Source organism: Limnohabitans sp. DM1 (genome assembly GCF_001269385.1).
In the GTDB taxonomy this organism is placed as follows: Bacteria; Pseudomonadota; Gammaproteobacteria; order Burkholderiales; family Burkholderiaceae_C; genus Limnohabitans_A.
Map to the genome: position 1 here is coordinate 1 of NZ_CXOO01000054.1, position 22,827 is coordinate 22,827.

A 22,827-nucleotide genomic window follows, 5' to 3' on the forward strand; every position below is an offset into this window, starting at 1 on the left:
CGTGCCGAAGCCGCCGAAGCCGCGCTGCTGAACAAGCCCTTCAACGCCGCCAACGTGCAGGCCGCTGTGGTCACCGACGCTGCAGGCAACGCCAGCACCGACGCCACCACGTCCGAGCTGACCATCAATGCGGCCACGCCCGCCGCACCCGCTGCGCCGACCGCCGTGATCGACCCTGCCACCGACAGCGGCAACAAGGGCGACGGCATCACCACCGACACGACCCCGACCTTCACGGGCACGGGCACACCTGGCGACACGATCAAGATCACAGACCCGCAAGGTGTGGTCATTGGCAGCGCCACCGTGACACCGGAAGGCACCTGGGCCATCACGCCCACGACACCGCTGCCAGAAGGCCTGACCAACCTCAGCGTCACCGAGACCAACCCCACAGGCCAGACCAGCGTGCCCACGCCACTGCCTGTGACGATTGACACCACAGCCCCGGCTGTGCCCACCGTCACCAGCCAAACCACCAGCGCTTCTGCCGTGGTGCTCTCGGGCACTGTGGGCACTGCCGCGCTGCCAGCAGGCGAAACCCTGGCGGTCACCGTCAACGGCGCCACTTACAACGTCACGCCTGATGCTTCCGGCCAATGGAGCCTGCCGATCACCGGCACGGGCGCTGCAACGCCCACATCCGGCACCTTGGCCGCGCTGGTCGATGGCCAGAGCTACGCGGTCACCGCTGTGGTCACCGACGCTGCAGGCAACGCCAGCACCGACGCCACCACATCCGAGCTGACCATCAATGCGGCCACGCCCGCCGCACCCGCTGCGCCGACCGCCGTGATCGACCCTGCCACCGACAGCGGCAACAAGGGCGACGGCATCACCACCGACACAACCCCGACCTTCACGGGCACGGGCACACCTGGCGACACGATCAAGATCACAGACCCGCAAGGTGTGGTCATTGGCAGCGCCACCGTGACACCGGAAGGCACCTGGGCCATCACGCCCACGACACCGCTGCCAGAAGGCCTGACCAACCTCAGCGTCACCGAGACCAACCCCACAGGCCAGACCAGCGTGCCCACGCCACTGCCTGTGACGATTGACACCACAGCCCCGGCTGTGCCCACCGTCACCAGCCAAACCACCAGCGCTTCTGCCGTCGTGCTCTCGGGCACTGTGGGCACTGCCGCGCTGCCAGCAGGCGAAACCCTGGCGGTCACCGTCAACGGCGCCACTTACAACGTCACGCCTGATGCTTCCGGCCAATGGAGCCTGCCGATCACCGGCACGGGCGCTGCAACGCCCACATCCGGCACCTTGGCCGCGCTGGTCGATGGCCAGAGCTACGCGGTCAGCGCTGTGGTCACCGACGCTGCAGGCAACGCCAGCACCGACGCCACCACGTCCGAGCTGACCATCAATGCGGCCACCCCGCCTGCGCCAGCTGCGCCGACCGCCACGATCGACCCTGCCACCGACAGCGGCAACAAGGGCGACGGCATCACCACCGACACAACCCCGACCTTCACGGGCACGGGCACACCTGGCGACACGATCAAGATCACAGACCCGCAAGGTGTGGTCATTGGCAGCGCCACCGTGACACCGGAAGGCACTTGGGCCATCACGCCCACGACACCGCTGCCAGAAGGCCTGACCAACCTCAGCGTCACCGAGACCAACCCCACAGGCCAGACCAGCGTGCCCACGCCACTGCCTGTGACGATTGACACCACAGCCCCGGCTGTGCCCACCGTCACCAGCTTGACCAGCAATGCTTCTGCCGTCGTGCTCTCGGGCACTGTGGGCACCGCCGCGCTGCCAGCAGGCGAAACCCTGGCGGTCACCGTCAACGGCGCCACTTACAACGTCACGCCTGATGCTTCCGGCCAATGGAGCTTGCCGATCACCGGCACGGGCGCTGCAACGCCCACATCCGGCACCTTGGCCGCGCTGGTCGATGGCCAGAGCTACGCGGTCACCGCTGTGGTCACCGACGCCGCAGGCAATGCCAGCACCGACGCCACCACGTCCGAGCTGACCATCGACGCCGCCACGCCAGCCGCACCCGCTGCGCCGACCGCCACGATCGACCCTGCCACCGACAGCGGCAACAAGGGCGACGGCATCACCACCGACACAACCCCGACCTTCACGGGCACGGGCACACCTGGCGACACGATCAAGATCACAGACCCGCAAGGTGTGGTCATTGGCAGCGCCACCGTGACACCGGAAGGCACCTGGGCCATCACGCCCACGACACCGCTGCCAGAAGGCCTGACCAACCTGAGCGTCACCGAGACCAACCCCACAGGCCAGACCAGCGTGCCCACGCCACTGCCTGTGACGATTGACACCACAGCCCCGGCTGTGCCCACCGTCACCAGTTTGACCAGCAATGCTTCTGCCGTCGTGCTCTCGGGCACTGTGGGCACCGCCGCGCTGCCAGCAGGCGAAACCCTGGCGGTCACCGTCAACGGCGCCACTTACAACGTCACGCCTGATGCTTCCGGCCAATGGAGCCTGCCGATCACCGGCACGGGCGCTGCAACGCCCACATCCGGAACCTTGGCCGCGCTGGTCGATGGCCAGAGCTACGCGGTCACCGCTGTGGTCACCGACGCTGCAGGCAACGCCAGCACCGACGCCACCACGTCCGAGCTGACCATCAATGCGGCCACGCCCGCCGCACCCGCTGCGCCGACCGCCGTGATCGACCCTGCCACCGACAGCGGCAACAAGGGCGACGGCATCACCACCGACACGACCCCGACCTTCACGGGCACGGGCACACCTGGCGACACGATCAAGATCACAGACCCGCAAGGTGTGGTCATTGGCAGCGCCACCGTGACACCGGAAGGCACCTGGGCCATCACGCCCACGACACCGCTGCCAGAAGGCCTGACCAACCTCAGCGTCACCGAGACCAACCCCACAGGCCAGACCAGCGTGCCCACGCCACTGCCTGTGACGATTGACACCACAGCCCCGGCTGTGCCCACCGTCACCAGCCAAACCACCAGCGCTTCTGCCGTGGTGCTCTCGGGCACTGTGGGCACTGCCGCGCTGCCAGCAGGCGAAACCCTGGCGGTCACCGTCAACGGCGCCACTTACAACGTCACGCCTGATGCTTCCGGCCAATGGAGCTTGCCGATCACCGGCACGGGCGCTGCAACACCCACATCCGGCACCTTGGCCGCGCTGGTCGATGGCCAGAGCTACGCGGTCACCGCTGTGGTCACCGACGCTGCAGGCAACGCCAGCACCGACGCCACCACGTCCGAGCTGACCATCAACGCGGCCACACCAGCCGCACCCGCTGCGCCGACCGCCACGATCGACCCTGCCACCGACAGCGGCAACAAGGGCGACGGCATCACCACCGACACGACCCCGACCTTCACGGGCACGGGCACACCTGGCGACACGATCAAGATCACAGACCCGCAAGGTGTGGTCATTGGCAGCGCCACCGTGACACCGGAAGGCACCTGGGCCATCACGCCCACGACACCGCTGCCAGAAGGCCTGACCAACCTGAGCGTCACCGAGACCAACCCCACAGGCCAGACCAGCGTGCCCACGCCACTGCCTGTGACCATCGACACCACAGCGCCTGATGTGCCCACGGTGGTCAGCCAGGTCGTTGAAGCCGACAGCAGCATCGTCACCCTCATGGGTTCTGCAGGCACCAGCGCGCTGCAAGCTGGTGAAGTGCTTGAAGTCACTGTCAACGGCGCGACCTACAAGGTCAAGCCTGACAACACCGGTCAATGGACACTGCAACTGACCGGCTCCGGCGCGGCCCTCCCGGCCAGCGGCGCCCTGGCCGCCTTGACCAACGGCCAAAACTACTCGGTCACCGCTGTGGTCACCGACGCCTCTGGCAACGCCAGCACCGACGCCACAACGGCGGAGCTGAGCATCAAGTTGCCCACGCCACCGGCTGCGCCGATGACCCCGCCCGACCTCGTGGCGGCCAGCGACAGCGGCGACTTCGCCAACGACGACTACACCAACGACGCCACGCCCACCTTCACCCTGGCTGCGCTGCCCGCAGGCTCGGTCCGTGCCGTGCTGTATGTGGACGGTGTGGAGGTCGCTGCCACCTACGACGCAGCCACCAACACGCTCACGCCCACCACGCCGCTGCCCAATGCCGTGGCCAAAATCACCTACGCCTATGTCGATGCGAAAGGCCTCATCGGTGCCCAAAGCCCCGAGTTGCCCGTCACCATCGACACCATCGCGCCGGCACAGCCTGCGCTGCCCACACTCAATGCGGCCAGCGACACCGGCACCCTGGGTGATGGCATCACCAGCGACACCACCCCAACGCTGGACATCGCCACCTTCCCGGCTGGCGTCACCGGCGTGGTCATGTACGCCAACGGCGTGAAGATCGCGGCCACCTATGACGCAGTCAACCGCACCCTGACACCGAGCAGCCCGCTGCCCAATGGCTCGGTCGAACTGAGCTACGCCTTTGTGGACCTGGCCGGCAACATCAGCGCCCCGAGCGCCATCGTCACCGTCGTGGTCGACAGCTCGGCACCGGCCGCACCGCTGACCCCGCCTGATCTGACGACTGCCAGCGACTCCGCCGGTGTCAGCAGCACCGACGACAACACCTACGACAACACGCCGACTTTCAGCGTGCTGCCCACAGGGGCCACGGCCATGCCGTCCACCGTGAGTAACGTCTTCCTGTACATCGACGGTGTCAAAACCGCCGCGACCTACGATGCGGCCACCGGCAGCATCACGCCCACCGCCGCTGTGCCCGATGGCAAACACGCCATCACCTACAGCTACGTCACCAGCACCGGTGCCGAAAGCGCGGCCAGCCCGGCACTCGACGTGGTCATTGACATCGTCAAGCCCAACGCCCCTGCTGCACCCACCATGACCGTTGACAGCGATCTGGGCAGCAGCAGCACCGACGGCATCACCAGCGACACCACCCCGAGCTTCAGCGTCAATGTGCTGCCCGCAGGCACCGGCTTGCCCGATGCCAACGGCGTGGCCAAAGTCATCATGCTGATCGACGGCGTGGCCGTGGCCTCCACCTACGACCCGGTCTCGGGGACCGTCACACCGGTCACACCTTTGACCAATGGCGCGCACACCGTCAGCGTGCAGCTCGAAGACATTGCCGGCAACGTCAGCGACGTCAGCCCGGTGAAAAACATCAACGTCAGCACCGACAAGCCGACCATCAGCATCACCAGCATCGCCGGTGACGCTGTCAACAACACCACAGCCCTGGCCGGTCTGTTCAACGCCGCCGAACGTGGTGCAGGCACCTACGACGCGAACGGCGTCTACGTGCCCGCCACCACCGTGGCCACACTGCCCGTCATCTCGGGCACCAGCACCTTTGCGGTGGGCCAGAAAGTCACGGTCACGCTCAACAACAAGTCTTACAGCGACATCACTGTGGGCGCCGACGGCAGCTGGTCCTTCACCGTGCCTGAAGCCGATGCCAAACTGCTCAACCACGGCGCCAGCTACCCGGTCAGCGCCAGCGTCAGCAGCCTGGCCGGTGTGGCCGCCACACCCGACACCAACAACAAGCTGGACGTCAACATCGCCCCGGCCGACGTGCCCACCGTGAACAACCTGGTCACCAGCGACCTCACGCCCACCATCACCGGTGCGTCCAAGAAGATCGACCCGAACAACACCAGCGCCAGCTTGGTGCTGGACACGGGCGACAGCCTGAGCGTCACGGTCAAAGACAGCACCGGCGCCAACAAAGGCACCTTTGCCCTCACCGTGGGCGGCACCAGCTCGCCAGCGGGCCTCACCTACAACAGCACCGACGGCACCTGGAGCCTGGACGGCAACACCGCCTTTGCCACCCCGCTGACTGCAGGGTCCACCTACAGCGTTGAAGTCACGGCCACCGCCTCGGGCGTCTCGCGCACCGACATCAGCACCGGTGAAGTCATCATTGCCGGACCGCTGACCATCTCCTCCATCCCCGAGTCGGCCGCCAACTCCGGCAACGTGATCAACCAGAGCGAATCGCTCAACGGCTCGCCCGTGGTGGTCAACATTGCAGGCAGCTCACCGCAAGTGGGCCAGGTGCTCCAGCTCAACTGGGGCACTGAAGTCATCAGCTACACCATCACCGCGGCCGACGTGAGCGCAGGCACCGCCAGCATCCTGGTGCCCGCAGCGTCCTTGGCCAACAAGGAAGTCAGCAACCTGAATGTGACGGTGCAGCAGTTCCAGGCCGACGGCACCACCGCCGTGGGCAGCGTCTCGGCAGCGGCCACGGCCAACGTCGACACCATCGCGCCGGCCTTTGTCAGTGCCACCACCAGCGAAGACGGCTACAGCCTCATCCTCACCTACGACCAGGCGCTGGACGTGGCCAACGCCCCGCTGGCCGCAGGCTTCAAGGTGCTGGTCGATGGCGTGGTCAACACCGTGACAGCCGTCACCGTCAACGCCGACAAGACCGTCACCCTGACCTTGACCCACCAGATCATCGGTCCCCGTACAGGTGACACCGGTGCCAACCTGCTTGGCCAGACCGTCAAGCTCAGCTACACCGACGCCACCAGCGCCGACGACAGCGCCGCCATCCAGGACGCTGCAGGCAACGACGCCGCCAGCCTGAGCGATGTGGCTGTGACCAACGTCGCCCGCCCCATGACGGCCCCGGTCTTTGCCCTGGGCACCAAGGCCTGGACGCCAACGCTGGCCAGCGCCGCCACAGGCGACACAGCGGCTGTGCCCGAAGCCGTGTATGCGGTCGAGCCGACCGACGGCACCGTGACCACTGTCATGGACAACACCCTGGCCACCTGGGAAGTCATCCGCGCAGGCACCCCGGTGCGTGTGCAACTGCCTTACAACTTCACCGGCACCAGCGCTGCCAGCGACGAACTCGTGGCCCAGGCTGGCGACCAGTTGCTGCTCAACTGGGGCACGGTCAAGACCCCGACCTACACCCTGACGGCCGCTGACATCAGCAACGGCTATGTGGACTATGTGGTCGGCTTTGACACCATCCGCAGCCAGCATCCCGGCATGATCACCGTGTCGGCCCAGCTGCAACGCGGCAACTACAGCTCGGCCGTCAGCCCGCTGGTCACCATCGACTACCGCTTTGAAATCGACAACTGGTTCCAAACCGGCGCAGGCACCGCCAACGCCCCAGTCAACTCCAGCTATGGCATGGCGATCAATGGCACTGCAGGCCGCATGGGCACCATCATGGCCATTGGGGACATCAACGGCGACGGCTACGAAGACATGTTCATCGGTGCGGCTTATGACGACACTGCAGGCAACGACCATGGCCGTGGCTGGGTGGCGTTGGGCTCGTCCAACCCGGGCGCCATCAACTTGCAAGCCATCGAAAACGGTGTGGGGGGCTTCGTCGTCAACAACATCAAGGGTCCCAATGGCAATACCGTGCTGGGCGGTGATTCGCCTTACGCATTTGGCGTGGCATCCGCTGCTGGCGACGTCAACGGCGACGGCCTGGCCGACTTCGTGATCGGCGCCAACTACGACCACTTCAATAAAAAGGACGATGCAGGTCGCGCCTATGTGATCTTCGGCAAGACCGACACCAAGGCTGTTAACGTGTCTGAGATGCACCTTTCGGGCGCACAAAGCAGCACCGTGGGCTTCTCCATCAACGGCCAATACGGCGCAGACCACGCCGGTATGGCTGTGGGCGGCGGCGGCGACGTCAACGGCGACGGTCTGGACGACCTGATCGTCACCGCCCCCTTTGCAGACACCCGAGGCGCAGGCAACAACGGCAAAACCTATGTCGTCTTCGGTAAAACCAGCGGCACGGCCTTTGAGTTGAGCAGCATCGCCCCGAAAAACAACGCCAGTGCTGGCCGCATCGACACCTTCATGGGTACCGGTGGTTATGCCATCGTGGGCGCCACCAAATATGGCAACAACTACCAGGGCTGGTCGGTGGCCAGCGCAGGCGATGTCAACGGTGACGGCTTGGAAGACGTCATCATTGGTGCACCGCGCCGCGACAGCAACAGCGATTGGGACTTTGACAACGGCGTTGCCTACGTGGTGTATGGCAAGACCGACACTTCGGCCCTGCGCATTGACAAGATCACCTCGGGCACCAGCACCCAGGGCTTTGGCATCTTTGGCGCCTGCGCCATTGACAACAACTTCGTGGGCTTGAGCGTGGCCGCTGCAGGCGACGTCAACGGCGACGGCTACGACGACCTGATTGTCGGCTCCGTCTTGGGTGACGTTGACGGCAACGACAACGTCGGCAAGTCCTATGTGGTCTTCGGCAAGAGCACCGCTGGCAACGTGCAGACCAGCCAGTTGGGCCCGCTCAAGAACAACCTCACGGCCAATATGCAAGGCAATGGTGGTTTCGCCATCCACGGTGCCTCTGCAGGCGACAACGCAGGCTGGGCCGTTTGGGGCGCAGGCGACCTCAACGGTGACGGCCTGGCCGACCTGCTGGTGGCCGCACCTTATGACGACCGTCTGAACCCGACCAGCAAAGACTCGGGCGCCGTGTATGTGGTTTACGGCAAAACCGACAGCACCCAGTTCAACCTGTCCGAGATCCATAAAAACGGCTTCATCATCCGTGGTGAATGTGCGGGCGACTACCTGGGCTACAACGGCAACTACGACCAGTTCAAGCAAATCGCCAACACCCTGTCGTATGGCGACATCAACGGCGATGGCTTTGACGACCTGCTGATGGGCTCCACCATTGCCGACAACGTCAACGGCGTTGACTTTGGCAAGACCTACGTCATCTACGGCGGCATGTGCGAAGCCACCATGGGCGTCTTCCAGGCGGCCGAAGGCGACAGCATCGGCACCTCGGGCAACGACACCCTGACGGGCACCACCGGCAACAACCAACTGGTGGGTGGCAACGGCAACGACACCCTGATTGGTGGCGGCGGTGCCGACGTCATGTACGGCGGCCGTGGCAACGACACCTTTGTGCTGGGCGCCGACAACCTGGCCAAACTGGGCGCTTCGGGCATCAGCCAGGGCATCACCCGCATCAACGGCGGCACCGGCCTGGACACCCTCAAGTTCGACGGCACTGGCCTGAATCTGGACCTGACCACCGTGGAGGGCGTGGCTCTGGACAGCGTCGAGCGCATCGACATCCGTGGCGGCAACAGCCTCACCATCAACGAGACCGATGTGGTCCAGCTGGGCAACGCCAACGTCTACAACACCGCCTCGGGCTGGACCAACTACGACAGCACCGTCAAAGGCGCCATCCCGCTGGCTGCGGGTTGGGACAACATCAACAACAACCGCCAGATCCTGATCGACGCAGCGGAAAACGACAACGTGCGCCTGGACGGCCGCTGGTTCTTTGCCGGCACCGTTGAAAACAGCGGCACCACCTACCGCGTCATCCAGAACATGGTGCTCAAGCAGCAAGTGCTGGTCAACGCCGCAGGCCGTGTCTTCCTGGCGCCGCCCATCAACATGGACTACGGCGTGTTGCAAGGCGACCAGGCCATCAGCTTCGCCGAGCGTTCAGGCCTGCCCACCTCGACCATTGACATCGAGATCAACCTGGCCATGACCGGCGCCGTGCTCAAGAACGCCGTCAACTTCTACTTTGGCACCCAGACCTATGGACCGTTTGAGCTGACGGCTTCGGGCACCTTCACCGGCAATGGCTACACCATCCAAGACCTGGTGATCGACGCCAAAGGCAATGTCGAAAGCGGCAAGCTCATCGTCTCGGTGCCCAAGTCGGTGGTCACCGCGCAAATGGCCAACCTCAATTCGCTGGACGAATTGGCCCTGCGCACCGAGCTGATGTCGAGCAACCAGCCCTCTGCGGCCTTGCTGGCCAAATCGGCCGACAACATGATCGGCATCGACATGACGCCGACGGCACCCACCATCAGCAACATCGCCTGGGACAAAGTGGGCCAGCCTGGCAACAACAGCGTCATCGACGGTATTCCTGAGGCCAAATACGCCATCAACGAAACCACCGGCGCGGTCAGGACCACGGTGGACAACACGCTGTACACCAGCGAAATCATCCGCAATGGCACCGTGGTGCGCGTGCAATTGCCGCAAGAGTCCAAGGGCGCCGAACTCGAAGCCAAAGAAGGCAACCTGGTGCTGCTCACCTGGGGCACTGCATCGGTCGAAGAGTACGAACTCACCGCTGCCGACATCGCCAACAAGTATGTGGACATCGTCGTGCCCTTCGAGGTCATTCGCCAGGCCAACACAGGCGACGTGCCCGTGTTTGCGCAAATCCAGCGTGGTCGCGCCATCTCGGCACCATCGACCGATGTGATCGTCAACTACCAGTTTGAAGTGGACGGCTGGTTCAACCTCAACGGCGTCACCACCGCCAACGCACCTGAAACGGCTACCTACGGCTTTGTCATTGAAGGCGCCGACACCAATGTCGGTGCAGTCACCGTGATTGGAGACGTCAACGGCGACGGCTATGAAGACATCTTCATGAGCAGCGCGAATGCGGGCAGCAGCTTGGGCCGTGGCTGGGTCGTGTTTGGTCGCACGGATGGCGTCAGCATCAGCTTGTCTGAACTGGACGCCGGTGGTGCCAAGGGCTTTGCCGTCAGCCACAAGGGCTTCACCAACGACAACTACGCCCTGAGCGTGGCCTCGCGCGCCGGTGACGTCAACGGTGACGGCCTGGCCGACTTCATCGTCTCTGACCCCTATGCCGACCCGAACGCCAAGGGCAACGCCGGCCGTTCATTCGTGATCTTTGGCCGTACCGCCACCAGCAACATCGAGCTGTCCACCTTCACGATGTCGCCAAGCGTTGCCCCCACCACCGTGCAGGGTTTTGCCATCAATGGCCGCAACGCCAACGATTACCTGGGCTTGTCGGTCAGCGGTGGCGGCGACGTCAACGGTGACGGCCTGGACGACCTGATCGTCTCTGCGCCGTATGCCGACCCCTACTCGGGCTACACCAACGCGGGTACCGAATACGTCATCTTCGGCAAGACCAGCGGCACAGCGGTTTATGTCTCGTCCGTGGCGCCCAGCTTTGGCTCCAGGCGCTCTGACTTCGTGGGCACCGGTGGCTTTGCCATCATGGCCGAAAAGGTCGGCGGTCAGACCTTGCAAGGCTGGAGCGTTGCCAGCGCCGGTGACATCAACAACGACGGTCTGGATGACTTCATCATCGGCAACGGCAACAACGACACCACCGGCAACAACAACGGCATGGCCTATGTGGTGTTCGGCAAGTCCGACACCAAGGCGCTGAACCTGTCCAGCATCACCAGCGGCACCAGTACCAATGGCTTTGCTGTCTATGGCGACCAGCGCCTGACCGGCTACACCGTGTCCGCTGCAGGTGACGTCAACGGCGACGGTTTTGACGACGTCATGGTGGCCGGCACCTACAACGACGCCAACGGCCTGACCGACAACGGTCGCGCCACGGTGATCTTTGGCAAGGCCGATGGCGCCCGCGTGTACTTGAGCAACATTGCACCCAAATCCAACAACCTCAACTCGGGCACCTTTGTGGGCTGTGGTGGCTTTGTCATTCAAGGCGACAAAGCCAGCGACTGGACGGGCTACGACCTCTCAGCCGCAGGCGACATCAACGGCGACGGTTTGGGTGACGTGTTGGTGGCGGCCCCCATGGCAGACCGCAACGGCAGCAACTCGGGCAGCATCTTTGTGGTGTATGGCCGCACCGAGACGAACGCCGTCAACCTCAGCGAACTGGCCAATAAGCAAGGCGGTTTCCGCATCAACGGCGCCTGCGCCGCTGACCGTCTGGGCTTCACCACGGGCTTGGCGGGTGGCAATGTGGAAAGCTACGACTACCTCTCGATCTCGGGCAAGCGCAACACTGTGTCTTATGGCGACATCAACGGTGACGGTTTTGACGACATCGTGGTCAGCTCTCCGTACACCGAGAACGCCTCTGGCACCGACAAAGGCCGCACCTATGTGGTCTTTGGCGGCATGAGCGAAGCCACCAACGCGGTGTTTGATCCCAACAACAGCGACGCCATTGGCACCGCTGGCGCGGACTTGCTGACCGGTGACGGCAGCAACAACCAGCTGGTGGGCGGCGATGGCGACGACACCCTGGTGGGTGGCGGCGGCGCCGACGTGCTGTACGGCGGCCGGGGCAACGACGTCTTCGTGCTTGACCGGGACAACGTGGCCCTGATCGGCAAGACCGGCGGCGCCCAAGAAGTGCTGCGCATCACCGGCGGCACGGGCATCGACACCTTGCGTCTGGACAACTCGGACGATCCGAGCAAAGCCATCACACTGGACCTGCGCACCATGCACGACACCGTCATCGACAGCGTCGAGCGCATCGACCTGGCAGGCGGCGGCAACCGGGTGATCATCAATGAAAAAGATGTGAACCAGATGGGCAGCTCCAACGTCTTCAATACCACCACCGGCTGGACCGGCACCGCCACCGGTGCGCCCGCAGGCTGGGGTGCGATCAACACCGGCCGCCAGATGCTGATTGAAGGCGGCACCACCACGCTGGACGACGGCACCGTGCTGACCGACCACGCCCGTGTGGACGGCGACTGGGTCTTGTCCGGTACCGTGCAAAAGACCGAAGCCGTGACCACGATGGACGCCGATGGCAACCCCGTTGTCAGCAACGTGACCACCGTTTACAAGGTGCTGCAAAACGTCTTCAACAAGGAGCAGGTGCTGGTTGACAACGAGGTGTCGCTGAACATGGCACCCACCATCGACTTGAGCTACGGCGAGATGGAAGGCGGCATTGAATACGCCGAAAAACTCACCGATGGCGGCACCACCGTCAAGCTCAGCTTGCTGGGCACCGGTGCCGTGGCAGGCAATGCGGTTGACTTCCGCTGGGGCACCGCGCAAATTGACCTCAACAGCACCAGTGCCACCAGCACACGCCAGGTGCTCACCGAGGCCGACATTGCAGCCGGTTTCATCACCGTGTTTGTGTCTGATGCCATCATCACCGCCGAGTCGGCCGCGGCCAAACTCGATTCGCTGGGCCGCATCAACCTGCACACCACGCTGTATGCGTCAGACACCGGACCGGTGCTGGGCGACTCGTCCGAGTACCCGATCCTGGCCGACTTCCGTCCGACCCAGCCGACCATCAACGCCCTGACCTGGGCCGACACCGCCCTGGGCCGCAGCTCTGATCTGAGCGGCATCCCCGAGGCCAAGTTTGTGATGAACGAGACCACCGGCCTCATCACCACGACAGTGGACAACTCCCTCTTCACCAGCGAGGTCATCAAAGGCGGCACCACGGTGCGCGTGCAGCTGCCCACCACCGGTGTGGTCGGCGCCAAGATGCCCACTTTGCTGGGCGACAAGGTGCATGTGTACTTTGGGGATGGCGAAGTCGTGGCCACGGTCACGGCGGCCAACCTCACGGCCAAGTTCATCGACGTGACGGTACCGTTTGAGATCATCCGCCTGCAACCGCCAGGCCCGGTGGTGGTCAGCGCCCAGATCGAGCAAAACGGCAGCTTCTCGATTGCTGCGCCCGAGGTGGAAGTGACCTACAAGTTCCAGCTCGACGGCTGGTTCACGCAAAACGGCGTGACCACCGCCAACGCCCTGCCCACGGCGCAGTACGGTGTGTCCTTTGCCGGTGCAGGCACCGGTGGCGCGGTCATCACGGGTGTGGGCGATGTCAACGGTGACGGCTACGACGACGTGGTCGTGGGCTTCCCCGCAGGCACCAGCAACGCGGGCCAGGGTTATGTGATTTATGGCTCCAGCAACCCCCAGCCAATTGACCTGTCGAATGTGGGCACCAGCGTGCCGGGCTTCCAGATCAGCACCGTGGGCACGGGTGCCACCGACAACGGCAACACCTCCGGGTGGCAGCAAAGCCGTTACTTCCGCCAAGTGGCGGCAGCGGGTGACGTCAACGGTGACGGCTTGGGTGACTTCATCGTCTCCAGCATGGGTGCTGACGGCTTGGCCGATGCCTTGAAGGACAGCGGTCGCAGCTATGTGGTGTTTGGCCGCACAGGCAACGCCGCGTTCAACCTGTCCACCATTGCCAACAAATCCCAGGCCGATGCGCTGAACAACACCGACGGTTTTGCGATTTTTGGCAACGTACAGCAAACTTTTTCGGGCATGAGCGTCTCGGGCGGGGCCGACATCAACGGCGACGGTCTGGACGATTTGATGATCAGCGCGCCGGCCAGCGACTTGATGGGCAGCAATACCGGTATCAGCTATGTGGTTTATGGCAAGACCGACGGCAGGGCCGTGTTCATCTCTGACATTTCGCCACGCGCGTTGTCCCTGGCCACGCCTGACTTCATGGGCACCGGTGGTTTTGCCATCATGGGGCTTTCCGAGGGCAGTGCCTTTTTGGGTTATTCAAGCCAGTTTGTGGGCGACGTCAACGGTGACGGCCTCGATGACATGCTGGTCAGTGCCTACTCGCAAAACACCTCGGGCACCGACTTTGGCGCCTCGTATGTGCTGTTTGGCAAAACCGGCAGCCAGGCGGTGCAGGTCTCCAGCCTGCTTTCAGGCACCAGCAGCGAGGGCTTTGCCATCCTGGGTGACCAGACCAAGACCGGCTACAGTGTGGCCGCCGCAGGCGACGTCAACGGCGACGGTCTGGCCGATCTGATCATCGGCTCAACCCTCAACGATGCCAACGGTCTGACCGACAACGGCGTTGCCCGCGTGGTGTTTGGCAAGGCCAATGGCGCTGCCGTGTACCTGAGCAACATCACCCCGCTCAAAACCGATGTGGACAGCGACAACTTCGAGGCCGCCGGTGGCTTTGCCATTCAAGGCGCAAGCGCTTCGGACAACGCCGGTTATTCGGTCTATGGCGCAGGCGACATCAACGGTGACGGTTTGTCCGACCTCTTGGTGGGCGCACCAGGCAGCGACATTGCAGGCAGCAACTCCGGTAGCCTGTATGTGGTCTACGGCAAGACAGACACCGCGGTGGTCAACCTGTCGGCCGGGGCCTACGATGGCAGCGGCTTTGTGATCAACGGCAGCTGCGCAGGCTGGGGTATGGGCAACACGGGCGCTGCCGACTCTTTGACTGACAAAGACGTGGTTCTGGGCCGTGGCGACTACAACGGTGACGGCTTCAGCGACATCATGGTCGGCGCGCCTGACTCGGGCGCTGGTCGTGTGTACATCATCTACGGCGGCTTGAGCGAAGCGACCATGGGCGCGTTTGACTTTGAAAACGGCGACGCCATCGGTACCGCCGCCAACGACACGCTGACCGGCACCGCGGGCGACAACAACATGGTCGGCGGACAGGGCAACGACACCTTGGTCGGCAATGGCGGCGCTGACGTCTTGTACGGCGGTCAGGGCAATGACGTGTTCATGCTCAATGGCGAAAACTTCGTCAACCTGCTGATCCCGTCAGGCGGTTTGTCCGCAGGCCAGACCCTGGCCCGCGTGGACGGCGGCACCGGCATCGACACCCTGCGTTTCGATGGCACGGGCATCAATGTGGACTTCCGCCAGGCTATGGAAGGCGTGATCCAGGGCGTCGAACGCATCGACATGAACAACGGTGGCAACACCTTGACCGTGAACGAGTTCGACACCCGCCAGCTGGGCAATGCCAACGTCTTCAACACCAACACCGGCTTCACGGGCTGGGTCGCCGCGACCAACGCAGCGGCCACCAGCACAGCAGGCTGGGGCGCGGTCAACACCGGTCGCCAGGTTTTGATCGAAGGCGGCAGCACCGACTCAGCCCGTGTGGACGGCGACTGGTACCTGGCCGGCACCGTGCAAAACAACGGCAACACCTTCCGTGTCTTGCGCAACGTCTACACCACCGAGCAGGTGCTGGTGGACAGCGATGTCAAGCTGCACTTTGCCCCGACCTTGAACCTGGCCGCAGGCGAGATGGCGCGCGGCATCTCGACCACTGAAAAGACCTCGGACGGCGGCGTCAAGGCCCGTCTGGAGCTGACTGGCACCGGCGCCGTGGAAGGCAATGCCGTGACCTACACCCTGGGTGGCAAGTCCTTTACGCCTGTGGTTCTGACTGCGGCGGATGTGGCTGCCGGCTATGTGGAAATCTTCATGAGCACCGCCGAGCTGAACGCCATTTCGGCCACCGTGGGTGCCAAGGATGCTATGGGCTACATGGCTTCCAGCACCACCTTGCTGGCCAGTGGCGCAGCCGATGCGGCTGTGCTGGCCCAGTCAGCGGACTACTCGATCCTGGTGGACTTTGAGCCCGCTGGACCGACCATCAACGCGACAGCCTGGAGCGCCACTGGCGTTGGCGCGACCAGCGACTTGAGCGGCATTCCCGAAGCCAAATTCACCATCAACCAGACCACAGGCGCAGTGACGACCACGGCCGACAACGCGCTCTTCACCTACGAGTTCATCAACGGTGGAACCGATGTGTTGGTGAAACTGCCTTCCGTGCGTGCAGATCTGTCGCCGCAGGTGGGTGACAAGGTCCATGTTTACTGGGGTACGGCCGATGTGGTCAAGACCATCACGCAGGCGGATCTGGACGCTGGCGGTGTGACCGTCAACGTGAGTGCCGATGTGATTCGCAACCAACCCACAGGCAACGTGAACGTGAGCACCCAGCTCGAGTGGAGCGACGGCAGTTTGTCGGCCAAGTCAGCCGATGTGGCCGTGAATTACCAGTTCGAGCTTGAAGGCTTCTTCCTGGCCGGAGGCAGCACAGCCAACACCTTGCCCACAGCCCAATACGGCATCTCGATCGCCGGTTATGAGGGCAATACCGGCGACATCGCGGGTATTGGAGACATCAACGGTGATGGCTATGAAGACGTTTTGATCGGTGCTGCCTACGCCAATTTCGGCGCGACTTCCGACACCGGTCAGGGTTATGTGGTGTTCGGACGCAGCACCATGACCACCGTCAACCTGAGTGAAATCGCCAGCGGCTCCAGCACCAACGGCTTTGGCATCAACTCCATCGTGGCCGGTGACTATGTCGGCAGCGGTGTGGCCAAAGCAGGCGATGTCAACGGCGACGGTCTGGGTGATCTGATCATCAACGGTCAAGCCACGAACATTGGTACACAAACGGATGCCGGTCGCAGCTATGTGATTTTCGGCAAGACCTCAGGCACCAACATTGAACTGTCGAGCATTAACGTGGTGGCCAGTGTCAACCCGACCAATGCCCCTGGTTTTGTGATCAATGGCCACTGCACGTCTGACCGTTCCAGCCATCAGGTCTCGGGTGGCGGTGACGTCAACGGCGACGGCTTGGATGATCTGATCGTCAGTGCGCCTTACGCCAATTCGCCCACGGCCGATTTCGGTGGTGTGACCTATGTGGTGTATGGCAAGTCCAGCGGCAATGCTGTGAACCTGAGCCATATTTCACCCGTGGTGTCCCTGCAGGCCAGCACCACCTTTGTGGGCACCGGCGGTTTTGCCATCGTCAACAACAACGCAAGCACCCAGACGACCCTGGGCTGGGAAGCCGACATTGCTGGTGACGTCAACGGCGACGGTCTGGCCGATATTTTGGTGACTGCGCCAATGAACGACGTTAACGGAGGCACCGACAACGGCGCCGCCTATGTCATCTTCGGCAAGAGCAGCAACAACAACATCGTCAAGATCAGCGCTTTGCAAAGCGGCACCAGTACCGAAGGCTTCAGCATTCTGGGGGGCAGCAGCATCAGCAACTTGGGCTACTCGTCTTCGGGTGCGGGCGACGTCAACGGTGACGGCCTGGCCGACTTGATCATTGGCAGCTACAACAGCAACGCCAACGGACTGACCTCTGCGGGCCAGGCGTTTGTGGTGTTTGGCAAGACCAGTGGTTCCACAGTGCTTTCCACCAGCATCATGCCGACCGATGTGACGGTGGCTCAGGCGGCCAGCACTGTGGGTGTGGGCGGCTTTGGCATCGCGGGCATGGAAGCCAGCAGCCAGTTGGGCATGGCGGTTTACAACGCAGGCGATGTCAACGGGGACGGCTTGTCCGACATCCTGGTCTCGGCCTATGCCGCTGACGGTACGGCGGGTGCAGGCGTGGGTTCTGTGTATGTGATTTATGGCCGCACAGACACCACCATCGTGCAAGTCTCTGACTTGAGCACCAAGCAACAGGGCTTTGTCATCAACGGTGCTTGTGCCAGCGAACAGCTGGGTTACAACGGCCCTTACGGCATCACGACATCGACCAGTGGCATGAACGATCACCATGAAGTGCTGGGCTTTGGGGACTACAACGGTGACGGTTTCTCCGACATCATGATGGGCTCCATCCTGTCGGACATCGGTGGCGTCAACCTGGGACGCGCTTACATCGTCTTTGGCGGCATGTCCGAGGTCACCAACATGGTCTTTGGCGTGGACGACAAGATCGGCACCGCTGGTGTTGACACCTTGACCGGCACCACGGCCAACAACCAGCTGGTGGGTGGTGACGGCAACGACACCTTGATCGGTGGCGGCGGTCAGGACGTGATGTACGGCGGTCGTGGCAACGACACCTTCGTGCTGAACGCCGACAACGTGGCCAAGCTCGACGACGCAGGCACTGCTCAAAACATTGCCCGCATCGACGGCGGCACCGGTGTCGACACGGTCAAGCTCGATGGCAGCGCCATCGTGATGGACCTGAGCGCCGCCACGGGCGAAGCCTTGCGCAGCATCGAGAAGATCGACTTGACGGGTACAGGCAACAACACCTTCAAGCTCAACCTGACCGACATGCTGGAACACGCCAACAGCTCCAACGTCTTCAACGCGTCCAACACCACCAGCGGCCTGACCGCCCAGGTGGCCAGAAACCAGTTGATGGTCGATGGCGATGCAGGCGACAAGCTGGTCCTGAGCGACTTGACCAACTGGACGGCCTCGGCCACCAAAGTCGTCGTGGGCAGTGACAGCTACACGGCCTACAACCACAACACCTCCGCCGTCCAGTTGCTGGTCGACGATCTGGTGGTGGTCTCGCAGGTCTAAGCCAGCGCCCCTCGAAGGCCGGCCTCTCGCAGGCCGGCACTCGAAGAGTCCGACACCTGCCCGCAACCCAACAGCGCCCTTCGTGGCGCTGTTGTCATTGGGGCCAACAACTTTCTTTGCAGGAGCCAGCCCTGCTGGCGATGAAGCGCCGAACACCACGTCGGTGATCATTGAATGACGGGATACAACGCGTCTCATCGCAACTTGCTCTGACCGATCCGCAATGAACCTCAAACCCCAGCCCGCCGCCGCACCGTGGTGCGCTGCGAAGCGGGCGATTGCCACCACCAACCACCCAAATACTCCGGCGAAGCCTCTGGTGGCTGCGAGGACTTGGACAATGCCCTGCCCAAATCACGCCAACAAATCCGCGCCACCCGCCACCGCGCCAACGCAAACCACTGAACTCCGCCAAACACTTTGACACCCACACGCCCCAGCAGTGCCCACACGCGCTGAAACATACCCACCACATGCCATGAAACCGAAGTATTGAAGTTCATCTTTTGTATTCAAAACAAATTTTTCAAAGATGAACAAATGTTACCTTAGTGATTCACTGAAACAGTCTAAATCATCAATTATTGACACTTTAATGTGTATTATTTTGTAAGAGGTTACAAAATGACAGCAGTGATCAAACCGTCAGTCGGGCAGCGCACCCCGAGCCTGACAGCCGTTAAGCCATAGATGAACGCACTCCGTGCGTGATAGCCCTGTAAGAACAGCGGCGCCCCCGCCGCGACGGGCGTGACACACGCCTTGCTGAAGGGCTGCCCACTCGGCAAGCCCCTCAAGGGGCGTATTTGAGAGAGTTTTTGGGGTTCCGGAAAATCAAGGGCTGACTCGGCACCCGCTCGGCGTCTGGCCATTGGGCGCGGGCCACTGCGTCGGTGATGAGGGCATGGGCGGGCGATTTGTCACACACCGGATCGGCTTGGTCTGCATCACCAGTCAGCATGAAGGCCTGGCACCGGCAACCCCCGTGGTCTTTTTCTTTGTCCGGGCAGCTGCGGCAGGGGTCTTTCATCCATGCATCGCCCCGGTAATGGTTGAAACCGTCCGAGCGGTACCAAATGTCGCTCACGCTCATGGCTCGCACATTGGGAAACTGGATGTTTTTCAGCATCTTGGCGGTGTGGCAGGGCAAGGCTGTGCCGTCAGGGGTGACGGTCAAAAACACATTGCCCCAGCCGTTCATGCACTTTTTGGGGCGCGTTTCGTAGTAATCCGGCACCACAAAAATGATTTTGATGCGGTCGCCATAGCGCTCGCGGCAAGTTTGGGTGACGGCTTCGGCCCGCTCCAGCTGGGCGCGTGAGGGCAGCAATTGGTCGCGGTTGAGTTCGGCCCAGGAGTAATACTGGCTGTTGGCCAGCTCCAGAAACTCGGCCCCCAATTGCACCGCCATGTCGATGATGTTTTCGATGTAGTCAATGTTCAAACGGTGGATCACGCAATTGAGCACCATGGGCCAGCCGTGTTGCTTGATGAGGGCCGCCGTGCGCTGCTTCAGATCGAAGGTTTTGGTGTGCGACAAAAAGTCGTTCAGTTCGGGGGTGGAATCTTGAAAAGACAACTGGATGTGGTCCAGCCCGGCGGCTTTGAGGGCGGCAGCTCGGGCCTCGGTCAGGCCCACGCCTGAGGTCAATAAATTGGTGTAGAACCCCAGGCGATGCGCCTGAGCCACCAGCACTTCCAGGTCGTCCCGCAGCATGGGCTCACCGCCCGAAAATCCGCACTGCACGCTGCCCGCCGCACGGGCTTCGCGCAACACGCGCAGCCATTCGTCGGTGCTCAACTCGTTGCGGGTCTGGGCAAAGTCAACCGGGTTGTAGCAAAAGACGCAATGCAGGGGGCACTTGTAAGTGAGCTCGGCCAAAAGCCACAGGGGCGGTCCGGGTGTGTGCGGGGTGTCTGTCATGCTTTAACCCAGCCTTGGTTTTGAGCGATGGCCAAAAAATCCAAGACATCCTCGCTCAAATTACCGGTGTTGAAGTCGCGCTCCAAGCGCGCAATGATCTCGCTCACGGGGCGTTGGCCGTCCAGGCGGCTCATGATTTCGCCCGCACTGGCGTTGAGCTTGACCATGCCTTCGGGGTAGAGCAAGACCCAGCTTTTTTGAACTTCTTCGTACTGCAAGCGGTACAACGCCGCCACCTTAGGGCAGGCACTCAAGTCCATACGGGCTGCGGCTGTCATGCTTTGGGCCCGGTGATTTCAATGGTGCATTGGCTGAGCAAAATGGCGTCGGCCAGTGCCCACAACACGTCGAGCTTGAATTGCAAAATGTTCAGGGCGCGCTCTTGTAGGGCACGGGATTGGCTGAAGTGCTGCAAGGTGAAATGCAAACCGTGTTCGACATCGCGGCGCGCTTGCGTCAGGCGTTGCTTGAAATACTGCAAACCCGCCGCATCCACCCAAGGGTAGTGGGTGGGCCAAGTGTCAATGCGTTGCTGGTGAATGTGCGGCGCAAACAACTCGGTCAAGCTGGAGGCCACCGCCTCTTGCCATGGCCTTTGCCGGGCAAAGTTGACATATGCGTCCACCGCAAAGCGGGCAGCGGGTACCACATAGCGCAGGGAGGTGACGTCGTCGCGCGACAGGCCGACCGCTTGGCCCAAACGTATCCAGGCCTCGATGCCACCGGCGTCGTCCACGCCGCCGATGTGACAGCCATCGTGGTCCAGGATGCGTTGAATCCATTCGCGCCGAATGGCGATGTCGTCGCAGTTCGACAGGATGGCCGCGTCTTTGATGGGAATGGAAATTTGGTAGTAAAAACGATTGGCCACCCAGCCGCGCAGTTGGGGCGGCGTCAATTCACCCCGTCCCATCATCACATGGAAGGGGTGGTGAATGTGGTAACTGGTGCTCTTGCCGCGCAGGCGTTCTTCAAACGCTTCGGGGCTCCAAGGGGCGCGGGTGTCGGTCATAGGTCAATGTCCATGCCGTCAAAGCAGACCTCAACCCCGCGGCGCGTGAGTTCTTGGCGTTGCGGGCTTTGGGCATTCAGGATGGGGTTGGTGTTGTTGATGTGAATCAGAATTTTTCGGGTGTGCGCGGGCAGGCGGTCTAGCCATTCGAGCATGCCCCCTGGACCGCTTTGCGGCATGTGGCCCATGGACCGGGACGTTTTGGCCGATGCCCCCAGCGCAATCATTTCGTCATCGCTCCAGAGGGTGCCATCGACCAGCACGCAGTCGGCACTTTGCATGGCCTGCCAAACGTGGGGCTCCATGGCCCCCAGGCCCGGGGCGTAAAACAAGGTCTTGCCAGTCGCCGTGTCGGTGAGGGTGACGCCGACGTTGTCGCCGGGCTGCGGTTGGTCGCGGTGGGGCGAATAAGGCGGCGCATTGCTGATCAAGGGCAGGGCGGCAAAGTGCAGGCCGGGCACGGTCGCCATGTCAAAGCCCGTGGGCGTCAGGGGCACCTCGTGCCAGTCGACCCCGCAATAGTGCGACAGCACTTTGAACAGCGGATTGCCGGTGACCAGGTCATCGCGCACCAGGGGGTGGCACCAAATGGGCAAAGGCTGGCGGTGCTCGCGCAGCATGTACAGGCCCGTGGTGTGGTCAATTTGGGCGTCCATCAAAAAGATGGCTTGGATGGCTGTGTCGCGCAGGGCGCGTGCAGGTTGCAAGGTCTTGAAGGCTTTGAGTTGCTGCAAGATATCAGGGGAAGCATTGAACAGCACCCAATCGGTCTGATTGGCACTGACGGCTATCGAAGACTGGGTACGAGGCTGGTAATCCGGGTGGTCGTTTCGGCAGGCTGCGCAGTGTGGGCAATTGCAATTCCATTGCGGAAATCCGCCACCAGCGGCCGAACCCAAGACATGAATTTTCACGGTACAGGACGAGATAAACGGGTCAAAAGGACATCAGCCCAACG

The 22,827-nt window shown here is 62.6% G+C and carries 6 protein-coding genes; 1 reads left to right on the forward strand and 5 read right to left on the reverse strand.

Going from position 1 to position 22,827, the window contains the following annotated elements; all coding sequences use genetic code 11:
* The first annotated feature begins 54 nt into the window (after positions 1 to 54).
* Positions 55 to 18,933 (forward strand): Ig-like domain-containing protein, encoded by an 18,879-nt coding sequence (locus AMM33_RS18545; protein WP_228768239.1) that lies wholly within the window; start codon positions 55 to 57, stop codon positions 18,931 to 18,933.
* Between the two features lie 230 nt (positions 18,934 to 19,163).
* Here AMM33_RS18545 and AMM33_RS22120 read toward each other — a convergent pair whose 3' ends face one another.
* From AMM33_RS22120 to pqqB, 5 genes are all read right to left on the reverse strand, one after another.
* Positions 19,164 to 19,436 (reverse strand): hypothetical protein, encoded by a 273-nt coding sequence (locus tag AMM33_RS22120; protein WP_194945557.1) that lies wholly within the window; start codon positions 19,434 to 19,436, stop codon positions 19,164 to 19,166.
* Positions 19,437 to 19,726: 290 nt separating this feature from the next.
* A complete protein-coding gene (pqqE, locus tag AMM33_RS18555; protein WP_090142747.1) occupies positions 19,727 to 20,857 on the reverse strand; it encodes a pyrroloquinoline quinone biosynthesis protein PqqE in 1,131 nt (376 codons plus the stop codon).
* A complete protein-coding gene (gene pqqD, locus AMM33_RS18560; RefSeq protein WP_090142748.1) occupies positions 20,854 to 21,135 on the reverse strand; it encodes a pyrroloquinoline quinone biosynthesis peptide chaperone PqqD in 282 nt (93 codons plus the stop codon). The genes pqqE and pqqD overlap by 4 nt, the downstream gene beginning before the upstream one ends.
* Entirely contained in the window at positions 21,132 to 21,869 is a 738-nt protein-coding gene (gene pqqC, locus AMM33_RS18565; RefSeq protein WP_090142749.1) for a pyrroloquinoline-quinone synthase PqqC, read from the reverse strand. Before pqqC ends, pqqD begins: the two co-directional genes overlap by 4 nt.
* Positions 21,866 to 22,783, reverse strand: a complete 918-nt coding sequence (pqqB, locus tag AMM33_RS18570; RefSeq protein WP_090142750.1) for a pyrroloquinoline quinone biosynthesis protein PqqB — start codon at positions 22,781 to 22,783, stop codon at positions 21,866 to 21,868. Before pqqB ends, pqqC begins: the two co-directional genes overlap by 4 nt.
* Positions 22,784 to 22,827 lie beyond the last annotated feature (44 nt).

Coding starts and splice junctions, on each gene's coding strand:
- pqqE (WP_090142747.1), bottom strand. CDS start 20,857: ATGACAGACACCCCGCACACACCCGGACCGCCCCTGTGGCTTTTGGCC.
- pqqC (WP_090142749.1), bottom strand. CDS start 21,869: ATGACCGACACCCGCGCCCCTTGGAGCCCCGAAGCGTTTGAAGAACGC.
- pqqD (WP_090142748.1), bottom strand. CDS start 21,135: ATGACAGCCGCAGCCCGTATGGACTTGAGTGCCTGCCCTAAGGTGGCG.
- AMM33_RS22120 (WP_194945557.1), bottom strand. CDS start 19,436: ATGAACTTCAATACTTCGGTTTCATGGCATGTGGTGGGTATGTTTCAG.